The 9372-nt window shown below is 38.5% G+C and carries 14 protein-coding genes and 1 pseudogene; 9 read left to right on the top strand and 6 right to left on the bottom strand.

What is annotated here, in order from left to right; genetic code table 11:
* The 9 genes and pseudogenes from HK413_RS02245 to HK413_RS21830 form a co-directional block, all read left to right on the top strand.
* The coding region (locus tag HK413_RS02245; protein ID WP_175268983.1) for an ATP-binding cassette domain-containing protein at positions 1-998 on the top strand (998 nt) is incomplete at its 5' end.
* A gap of 10 nt (positions 999-1008) precedes the next feature.
* Entirely contained in the window at positions 1009-1446 is a 438-nt protein-coding gene (locus HK413_RS02240) for a hypothetical protein (RefSeq protein ID WP_175268982.1), read from the top strand.
* A 98-nt stretch (positions 1447-1544) separates the two neighbouring features.
* Positions 1545-1997, top strand: coding sequence for an HlyD family secretion protein (locus HK413_RS02235; RefSeq protein WP_175268981.1), 453 nt, complete (start codon positions 1545-1547; stop codon positions 1995-1997).
* Positions 1994-2317 (top strand): putative HlyD family type I secretion protein, encoded by a 324-nt coding sequence (locus HK413_RS02230; RefSeq protein ID WP_175268980.1) that lies wholly within the window; start codon positions 1994-1996, stop codon positions 2315-2317. The genes HK413_RS02235 and HK413_RS02230 overlap by 4 nt, the downstream gene beginning before the upstream one ends.
* Positions 2318-2350: 33 nt before the next feature.
* Positions 2351-3232, top strand: a complete 882-nt coding sequence (locus tag HK413_RS02225; protein WP_175268979.1) for a hypothetical protein — start codon at positions 2351-2353, stop codon at positions 3230-3232.
* A 24-nt stretch (positions 3233-3256) separates the two neighbouring features.
* A pseudogene (locus HK413_RS21835) lies at positions 3257-3508 on the top strand (glycosyltransferase); the annotation flags it as partial.
* Positions 3509-3589: 81 nt separating this feature from the next.
* Positions 3590-3904, top strand: coding sequence for a hypothetical protein (locus tag HK413_RS16180; RefSeq protein WP_246229536.1), 315 nt, complete (start codon positions 3590-3592; stop codon positions 3902-3904).
* A gap of 154 nt (positions 3905-4058) precedes the next feature.
* Positions 4059-5168 carry a TolC family protein gene (locus tag HK413_RS02215; RefSeq protein ID WP_175268978.1) on the top strand — a complete coding sequence of 370 codons (1110 nt, stop codon included), beginning with the start codon at positions 4059-4061 and terminating at the stop codon, positions 5166-5168.
* A 2-nt stretch (positions 5169-5170) separates the two neighbouring features.
* Positions 5171-5479 (top strand): TolC family protein, encoded by a 309-nt coding sequence (locus HK413_RS21830; protein WP_175268977.1) that lies wholly within the window; start codon positions 5171-5173, stop codon positions 5477-5479.
* 530 nt (positions 5480-6009) lie between these two features.
* On the opposite strand, the gene HK413_RS19045 is transcribed toward HK413_RS21830, so the two are convergent.
* The 6 genes from HK413_RS19045 to HK413_RS19020 all read right to left on the bottom strand — a co-directional run bounded on the left by HK413_RS19045 (position 6010) and on the right by HK413_RS19020 (position 9339).
* Complete coding sequence (locus HK413_RS19045; RefSeq protein ID WP_394353111.1) at positions 6010-6657, bottom strand: hypothetical protein; 648 nt, start codon at positions 6655-6657, stop codon at positions 6010-6012.
* 44 nt (positions 6658-6701) lie between these two features.
* Complete coding sequence (locus tag HK413_RS19040) at positions 6702-7097, bottom strand: beta-L-arabinofuranosidase domain-containing protein (RefSeq protein WP_217451963.1); 396 nt, start codon at positions 7095-7097, stop codon at positions 6702-6704.
* On the bottom strand, positions 6998-7228 hold the full coding sequence (locus HK413_RS19035) for a hypothetical protein (protein WP_217451967.1): 231 nt from the start codon (positions 7226-7228) through the stop codon (positions 6998-7000). The genes HK413_RS19040 and HK413_RS19035 overlap by 100 nt, the downstream gene beginning before the upstream one ends.
* Positions 7225-7881: a beta-L-arabinofuranosidase domain-containing protein gene (locus HK413_RS19030; RefSeq protein ID WP_217451962.1), complete on the bottom strand. Its 657-nt coding sequence runs from the start codon at positions 7879-7881 to the stop codon at positions 7225-7227. Before HK413_RS19030 ends, HK413_RS19035 begins: the two co-directional genes overlap by 4 nt.
* 146 nt (positions 7882-8027) lie before the next feature.
* The gene (locus HK413_RS19025; RefSeq protein ID WP_175268976.1) at positions 8028-8768 is read right to left on the bottom strand and encodes an FAD-dependent oxidoreductase; all 741 of its coding nucleotides are present in this window, start codon (positions 8766-8768) and stop codon (positions 8028-8030) included.
* Positions 8740-9339 carry an FAD-dependent oxidoreductase gene (locus HK413_RS19020; protein ID WP_175268989.1) on the bottom strand — a complete coding sequence of 200 codons (600 nt, stop codon included), beginning with the start codon at positions 9337-9339 and terminating at the stop codon, positions 8740-8742. The genes HK413_RS19025 and HK413_RS19020 overlap by 29 nt, the downstream gene beginning before the upstream one ends.
* Positions 9340-9372 lie beyond the last annotated feature (33 nt).

Below are 9372 nucleotides of genomic sequence, written 5' to 3'. Positions count from 1 at the left end.
TTTTCGGAAATTTCACAATAGTATTACGCATTTGCAAATTAAAATCCATCACTAATTTATGCACAGATACGATGTCCCTCTATTTGCTGAGTTTTGAATTATGGCGATGTAATCACCCTCATGAACAAAGCTTTGTGAATGCATCTTATTTACAGAAGTTTACCGTTTGCATTCATGACTCGACCTCAATAGGTGACGAGTTTGCGTTAATAACAATTACTCCGGTTACTACGTCTGGGTATTTAATAAGCCACCCAATAGCAAAAATCAATATACCCAGGGTTAACGCAAATGTTGAGATTAAAATACCAAACTTTGTTGGCGACAGCGGCAGCGGGAAATCTACTTTATTGAAATTATTATTACGGCTTTACAAGCCGTCGTACGGAGACGTTCTGATTGGGGGAATGAATGTTAACAATATTAGTTTAAGGCAGTGGCGTCAAAAATGCGGTGCGGTAATGCAAGATGGTAAAATATTCAATGACACCATCTTAGCTAACATAACGTTAAGTGACGAATCTGTTGATTATACAAGATTAAAACACGCTGTAGAAACTGCAAATATTGCTTTAGAAATAGAGCAAATGCCCTTAGGCTATCAAACCGTGATGGGAGAAATGGGCAGGGGATTAAGTGGTGGGCAAAAGCAGCGTGTACTAATTGCCAGAGCTTTATACAAAGATCCTGAATTTTTATTTTTTGATGAGGCAACTAATGCACTGGATACTATTAACGAACAAAAAATAGTGACGGCCCTTGAAAATGTGTTTAAGGAAAAAACTGTGATAGTAATTGCTCACAGGCTCAGTACTATTAGGAAGGCAGATCAAATAGTTGTTATGCAAAACGGAATGATAGTAGAAGTGGGTACCCATGAAGAACTTTTAAAAATGCAGAGAAGATACTGGCAGTTAGTACAATCGCAAGTTGATTTGGTAACTAATATTGAAACTAGCAAGGCAAATGATGTCGCATTAACAACTCTGACCTCTTAAACGTATCAAAATGACTAACGAAACTACAATCCCACATATATCACAACGTACTGAAGAAGTACAGGATATTATAGACCGCATGCCAACAAAGTTTGGTATTTTAATCTCAGCATTTGCGTTAACCCCGGGTATATTGATTTTTGCTATTGGGTGGCTTATTAAATACCCAGACGTAGTAACCGGAGTAATTGTTATTAACGCAAACTCGTCACCTGTGAGATTAGTCGCAAATGCAAACGGTAAACTTCTGTTAAATAAAGTGCATTCACAAAGCTTTGTTCATGAGGGTGATTACATCGCCATAATTCAAAACTCAGCAAAATTAGAGGACATCGTATCTGTGCATAAATTAGTGATGGATTTTAATTTAAATGCGCTCAATACTATTGTGAAATTTCCGAAAAGTGTATCCTGGGCGATCTTAACACAAAGTATTTTGCTTTTATAGATGCCTATGATGAATTTATTAACCACCGCCAAGATGACCTTTTAACAAAGCAGGCCGATATTGCTAATAAAATACTAGCCGAGCAACAAAACTTGCTCATGGTTGCCCTGCAAAAACAAAAACTAAGCACCGAAAACGTTCGGTTAATGAAGAAGTTTCATATTAGAGATTCAACATTATATAAAAGAAAAGTCATAACCGAAGCTGAAATGGATAAATCTGATATGAATTATCTTGGAATTCAGGACTCTTACAATTCTACGCTTAATGATATTACAAATATCAGAGAACAAATCAAAGAGTCTACGAATAAAATACAACAAATAAATATTCAGAAAAGCCAACTGCAAGCACGCGCACGTTTAAATTTAATAACCACCTATACTGAACTTGCTGATAGTTTTAAAACGTGGGAGCAGCAATATGTATTCAAAGCTCCGATATCAGGTCGACTACAATTTTCAAAGTTTTGGACTAATAATTATTTCATTCAAGCAGGCGAACCTGTTTTTACAGTTGTGCCTGTAAAAACAAAATTGTCGGACAAATGACTTTACCGTCAACAGGAGCAGGTAAAGTTGAACAAGGACAGGAAGTAATAATTAAATTAGAAAATTATCCATATCGCGAGTACGGAAGCATAAAAGGTAAAGTTTCTTCAGTCTCACTTACTGCAACTGCAATGAAAACAGAGAAAGGAGAGATTGAAACCTATCTTGTAAATGTTGAACTACCTAATGACCTTAAAACTAATTATGGTACGTATCTCAAATTTAAATACGAAATAAAAGGCGAAGGCGATGTAATAACAAAAGATAGGCGTCTGATAGAAAGACTATTTGATAATATGCGGTACTCGGTAAAAAAATAATCAGATAACCATAACCACTTTAATATTTAAAACATGCTTGAAATTAACGCCTCTATAGCAAAACACAAGGGAAGGATATGGTGCTGTTACAGAACTAAACATCTATTTCAATATGATTCAAAATCTTATATAACCGAATTAAATGCCGATTTTACCCCTATTTCTAATAGGAAATTAACTGTAGAAAATGGAAACACTGCATTTGAAGATGTAAGGCTTTTTTCTACCGGCGAGCATTTACTGGCTTTTTATACCTACCTGCCACGTTTAGCTTCTGGAAAATGGGATTGGATATTTGGGGTTGGTATGGGTACGTTAGATGTGGACAAAGCTTGCATAGTTAAACAAACTTCATTAAGGCCAATGTCAAAGCGTGTACACGAAAAGAACTGGACTCCTTATATGTTTGCCAACGAGTTGTTCCTTATAACAGACCTTGCCCCATTTTTACGCGTATTAAAATTAGAATTGAACAATGGCAAAAATTTAGCGCGTGAACATTTTTTATCAACTACCAGAACATTGGGGTGGCCATTTGGAGAACTTAGAGGCGGAACGCCTTTATTGCAACAACCTGGCGATAACAGCGGATGGGTTTATGGCTTTGCACATTCTTATTTGGATAATTTTAACGGATTTAAACGATTTTATTATTATACAGCTATAAGATATAATCATTATCGAAAAATTCTAGAATATCATCCTGATGCACTTGGTTATAAAGATGAGGACCCTGATAGTGAGTATAAAAAACTTTGGCACTACAGTAATAACAGCGAATTAAAAATTGTTTTTCCAATGGGTATCATGTATCAGGATGATGGCGTTTTGGTGTCTTTTGGTAAAGATGATGTTTGCAGCTTTACGCAACACTTTAAATGGCAGTACTTAAAATCTCTGTTTAAAGACAGTTAACCTAATCGGTATGATAAAAAAACAATTCATCAGATAACTGGCCCTAAGGCAAATAGCTTTATAGAAAACTGTTTAACTTCATGGGAGATCTTAAAAAAAAACGACTTTGAAATTACACGTTGGACAGACCAACTAATTGAGCAATTTATTGAAACGCATTATAAATTTGCATTAAACGCTTTTAAAGAAGCTCGTAATCACGGGGAAGCGTCAGACATAGCAAGATACCTGATTGTATATCATTATGGAGGGTATTACGTTGATTGGGACCTTGAGCTAATAAACGCTACTAAATTTCTGGAGCTTCATTCAAAATACAACAAGGGATATCTAATTATAGATCCTAAAACATCAACATTGTCTTCCGAGCACTTTTCTGCCCGGATAGGTGAACCATATCTATTAAATGTAGCCAGCGATATTGCTATTTCATTCGATAACTATGATCGAAACTTTATGAACACGCCGGAGTACTCTGGACCGGGCAGAATGAAAAGGTCCTTTGAAAAACATAAAGGTTCTGATCAGGAACTAATTAACATTAAAAATATTTTTGAATATGATTATTGGGAAATTAAAAAGGCAGATTTTAAAACTCGCTCTAAAATAATGATTCATTATTGGTTAAACTCTTGGATACCGGATGAAGTAAAACAATCATCATCAAAGTAGTTCGCTAGATTAAGTAAGAACAAATTCTATCTCAGCTAACTGACGGAATTTATGTTTTTATTGTCGATATCTGCGTATAAAAACCAACAAATAAATATCGCCAAACCTAAGTGCACCTATAAACCTTTCACTAAAAATAAATGAAAAAAAAGTAATGCTCCGCACTGTAATTCTATGTGCAATAAACATCTCACTAATTTCTATTACCACCACAGGGCAGGAAAAAATAACTTTACCTACTGCTATTCAACGCGCGTTATCCAACAACATCGCAATTAAGCAATCAAAAATAGACGAATCGTTGAATACTCTGGAGATTAAACAAGCTAAAAACAATTTGTTGCCAAGTTTAAGTGCCAGTACAGTTGGGGGCTATAACTTTGGCCGCAGCCAGGCTGCGGGTACTTTTGCCTATACATCATCAACCTCAATAAATGTAAATGGCGATGCTCAATTACAAATCACACTTTTTAAAGGCGGAGCTCTGCGAAATCAAATAATCCAAAATAAGTTACTTTTGGATATTAGTAAAAGTCAAACTAATAAATTAAAGAATGACCTGACTTTAAACGTTTTAATAACCTATCTGCAAATTTTAACAGATCAGGACCCGGTAGTGGCAGCCAAACAACAATTGGAAATCGCTAATCAAACACTGCAAAAGTTGATGATAGGACAAGAGGTGGGTAGCCAGTCGTTGGCAGATGTTTCGCAAGCAAAGGCGCAAGTATCAGTCGCCACCCTAAACTTAACTACTTCTCAAAGCCAGTTAGATATTTCAATGCTTACTTTAAAACAATTTATGGAAATGGATCCGTATGCCCCAATTGCTATTGAACGCCCTAACATAAATAACGAAGCTGGGGTAAAAACTTTTTATGACGCAAAAGAAGTGATTAAAACAACTTTAATGGTTAACCCCGATATGCTATTGGCAGAGTTGCAACAAAAGACATATCAGCAGGCTATCCGCATTGCTAAAAGCGGATATTATCCGACGGTTACTTTATTTTCTGGAATTGCATCAAGTTATTCTAATACAGTTCGTGAACATACTATTGCAACAACACCTGTAGAACAACAAATAGGCACAACTGCTTTTAGTGGCGAACCTGTGGTTACAACTTCACAACAACCCGTTTATGCACATTATCCTACATTTAGACAGATAGGAGATAATTTAAATCAAAATATAGGATTGAGTATTGAAATACCCATTTTTAGCCGATTCAATAATAATTCAGTATTAGCAAAGCGAAATTAAACTTGCAAAATGCTCAGCTTAATACTCTAAGTGTTAAAAACAATCTAAGTAAAACTGTAATCCGGGCGATACTGGATCTTGACGTTGCGGATAAGAGATGCAAATCAGCACAACAAAATTTTGAAACTAATAAGGTTGCTTTAGACAACATTAAACAACGTTATGAGGTAGGGCTAATAAATTTGGTTGATTACAATGTTGCAATTACAAATTTCGATAAAGCACAAAACGATTTTATAGAAGCGAGGTATGCCGTTATTTTTAGGAGTAAAATAATAGACTATTATCAAGGAAACGCGATAAAGTTTTAATAGGCAATATGGGTTCATTGAAATCCAAGACGTTCAAGGGTCTGTAAAATAAGCTGTGTTAGTTGTAGCTATGAGATTATTTATCTAATCACATATTTGCAAAGTATGATCATTGTTAAAATGGAAAAGTGTTCTTCACCTTTACAACCGTTGTTGTAGACCCCTATGACTTTGGCAATCTCCCTTATAGTAAGCCCTCTTTCAAGACATTTAGATATTTGCCTGGAAATGTTTTTATTTAAGAATTTTTTTTTCGCTCCCGTTTGTACCTTTCGGCCTACCCAACTTGCCGCCGTTTTGTAAATCTACACCTTTCTCACCTTATGGTAAGCAATTCATCAATTTTATAATCTGATAGGATCATTATTTCTTTGAAAATCAATAAGATCAGGCATTCTCGCTTTATTCATTAAAAATCTTCTATAGCTGTTATAATAGCTACTATAATGCAAGTGGTGGCGACGGGGAGTCGCCACTTACACTTACGACCAATTGTACATACTCAGGGACTAAGCATGTAGATTTTAATATTATTGCTCGCGCGGATCATAGATTTGTGGCAGCCAAACCCTAAACCAGGAATTTTGATCAATAGTATTGCCTGCTGACGCGTAATCGCAGAGCGTTACAGCTATAGGTTTATTCCCGCCTTCTTTATAGGATTCGACTTTGAATAAGGCATTATATTTCATCCAAATACCATTTTTATCAACACCGGCAGGTTCCGGGTTGATAAAGCTGTCTTTACCTGTCACCGGCGTAATACTGGCATCCACAGCAGGGCCACCTAAGCGCAGATCGCGGGCTAAAACAACGGGGCCGCGCATAATAGCGATATACTGAGGGGCCGCACCAACGTAGGCTAACCTGCCACGCATATCAAGCTCCAGTTTAACAACGTCGCCTGTTTTCCATAGTCGGTGTATTGCAGCATATCCGCCGGGTTTTACCTGTATTTGTTCTCCGTTTACAGTAAGCATACCTTCCTTGCTCCACGCAGGGATACGAATAAAAACATCCATGTTTTCGGGCTTAGGTACCGTAAACTCAATAGCTATATTACCAGATACCGGATAGCTGGTATGTTGGGTTACTTGCAGGGGCTGACCTGCAGGAGTTTGAAGCTTATAATTTCCATCAACAAAAAAATTAATATATGGGCCTTGCTTCCCTCCCATTACCGCGGTTAAAGGCAAGGTAAATAACCCACGCGGGCCGCTCGCTACGCAACAATTAATTCCCATGCCGCATTGTTCATTACCTTCCAACCTTTCGCCCGCCGGGGGCTGTATTTAGCCCAATCCGATCCGTCAGATTTCATGGCTCCCAGTAAAGCGTTGTAATAAGATTGTTCTATAGCGTCTGCATATTTAGCTTCGCCGGTTAAGCGTAGCAATTGCTGGCTTAGTTTTATCCATGTAGCAGTTACACAAGTTTCACGGTAATGCGCAACAGGCATTGCCTGCAAGCTTTTGCCGCCAAACCAACATTCAACAGCCGACCCGGAACCCGCTATATTTATCTCAGTATTCTTAATATTCTCCCGGTTTGCCCAACAGCTTCGCGATATTTGTTTTTGCCGGTTATACGATACAGTTCCAGCAACCCCTCGTAACACGACATCATTTCATAAGCCTTTTGGCCCTGATCCCAGCCAAACCATACTTTTGGTTTGGCAAAACGTTTAGCTACATCAACATTGGCTTTACTTATTAACTGCGGTCCGTTTGGTGATTCCCATTGGCTCACGATCTCTTCGGCAAATGCCGGTAACTTTTATCGCCGGTGCGGTTATACAGTAAACAAATTGGTTCCAGAACTGATGTAGCAGCCATGCCCCGGTGGTTGCCTTTTTTAACTATGAGTACCTTTTTATCGGCAAGTTCTTTTATTAAATGGTCGGCAAGTCTACGGGTGGCATAAAGTACTTTTTGATCCTTAGTAAGATCAAAATAAGCCAGCAAGCCCAACATACAATATTTACGCCCCCAAATATCCCATTGTTCAAACCGTGCAGCTTCGGTATAGTTACCTATGTAGCCATCAGGTGTTTGGGTTGCCAGCAAATCTGCCACAGCTTTATTAAGCACTGCTTTCAATTTAGGCTCCGGGCGATATTTATAGGCCAAAACGGCCGAAGTAAACCATTTACCCCAAAACTCGGTTTGCCAGCAACTGGTTTCTGTACGATTTTTAAATGGCGCTATCAGGCGATCAACATCCTGTGCAAGTATGCGGTTTTGGTAAGATGCATCTAACTTTTCACCAACATAACCTTGCATTTTAGCAGTTTGGGCCGGCGAAAGCAGATCAACAACGGCAGGCCTTACAATTGTTTGTGCAACGGCACTCCTAAATAAAACATGCAGCAATAGCAGTGCGGTATAAATCTTTATCCTCATATAAGTTTTAATCTGTATTGGTAATTGGTTATCCCTGTAATATATGACAGTAATGCACATACTTGGGCGTAGATAATAATTAAAAAATGTTCGCACTGATTTATTCTATATAAGACGGAGATAGCATGTGCTTATCATATATTATTCTATTTGGGCGTAGCTACTATTTTAGGCATGCCAACTTTAGAAGCGTCTAATACTAATGATGCCTTTAATAATTGTTCTTTTAGCTGCTGATAACTAACCTGTTGTACTGTTATATGCGCATCAATAGCCAATGCCGACGCGATGGCACAGGCCTGGCCCAGCTCCATGTAAGTAAACTCGATACGTATTGCGCCATAAGCAATATGGCTGGATGAAAGACAGGTTGGGGTTAAAAGGTTGGTGCATTCTTGTGTTTTTGGCGTAAGCGCCCGATAAGAAATACCGAACGGCCGCCAATCGTTCCCACCAAAAACATAGCCTTCATTATAGGCATAACCATCTTTAACAATTCGGCGTACCGAATGCAAATCGGTGGGCCAATAAGCTACGGTTACCGGGTCGGGTGCTATTGAAGGATTATTTCGATTAACATATTGCTGTGTTATTACAAACTTTGAAACCATACGCCGGGCATCGCGTACATAAAATTGTGCGGGCCAGCCTTTAGTATCTTTAAACTCATCTTTACAAAGCCCCCATTGCTGCCATTCTTTTTGCAGAGCCGGGGATAATTTGCCCACTTCTTCATCATTAGCCAAAAAGTAGAATAAGCCACGGGTAAAAGTTTTATGCTGGTTAAAGATTTGTTTGCGCGTAGCGTAGTTACCGGTAGGATAAGCCCGGTTCATGCCATATAAATTATGAGAGAGGTCATGCCGCGCCCAAATCGGTTTTGCCATTGGGGATACTTACGTCAGGCACATAAAGTTTGCCGCCGGCTTTTAAATACCTTAGATAGATCTCGTACAGACCACGGTCATAATTTTCGGGCTTGCTAAAGGCGATCCGATTTTGCGGGTTCCCGGTAAGGCACGCCCTAAAACAATAGGCTTGGATTAACCGATCCCCATCTCCCGGAACGCCAAATGGTTCATCCCGGATGGTTGGAATAACGCCGCTGTTCGGATCACCCGGTATTTTGTAAGGGTCTACTTTTACCAAAAACTGTGCTTTGGTGGTTTCGCGGATGATACCGTTTTTAGTTTCATTGTATAACGCATTACTTTCACGGCCCCGGGTAAAACTCACACCTGCCCGCGCCATCAAATCACCTTCAATTGTGGCATCAATAAAGATGCGGGCCTTAAAGATTTTACCGTTTACTGTTTTTATTTGTGTAATGTTGGTACCTGTCTTTTTAACAGCATCGGCACTTTCTTTTAAAGGCATATTAATAAACACCTGAATTTTATATTCATCAAGCCAGCTTTTGATAATACTATCGGCTACATGCGGTTCAAAACGCCAGATCGTAAAATCTTTTTGCCATTCTTCAGCTTATCA

This window comes from Mucilaginibacter humi, assembly GCF_013087555.1.
The sequence above is the reverse complement of the archived record's forward strand: the minus strand, read 5'-3'. Positions and strand labels throughout refer to the sequence as shown.

Excerpts from the sequence above, each read along its gene's own strand:
- HK413_RS02240 (WP_175268982.1), top strand. The coding sequence starts at position 1,009 with ATGACTAACGAAACTACAATCCCACATATATCACAACGTACTGAAGAA.
- HK413_RS02235 (WP_175268981.1), top strand. The coding sequence starts at position 1,545 with ATGGTTGCCCTGCAAAAACAAAAACTAAGCACCGAAAACGTTCGGTTA.
- HK413_RS02230 (WP_175268980.1), top strand. The coding sequence starts at position 1,994 with ATGACTTTACCGTCAACAGGAGCAGGTAAAGTTGAACAAGGACAGGAA.
- HK413_RS02225 (WP_175268979.1), top strand. The coding sequence starts at position 2,351 with ATGCTTGAAATTAACGCCTCTATAGCAAAACACAAGGGAAGGATATGG.
- HK413_RS02215 (WP_175268978.1), top strand. The coding sequence starts at position 4,059 with ATGCTCCGCACTGTAATTCTATGTGCAATAAACATCTCACTAATTTCT.
- HK413_RS19045 (WP_394353111.1), bottom strand. The coding sequence starts at position 6,657 with ATGGGAGGGAAGCAAGGCCCATATATTAATTTTTTTGTTGATGGAAAT.
- HK413_RS19030 (WP_217451962.1), bottom strand. The coding sequence starts at position 7,881 with ATGAGGATAAAGATTTATACCGCACTGCTATTGCTGCATGTTTTATTT.
- HK413_RS19025 (WP_175268976.1), bottom strand. The coding sequence starts at position 8,768 with ATGGCAAAACCGATTTGGGCGCGGCATGACCTCTCTCATAATTTATAT.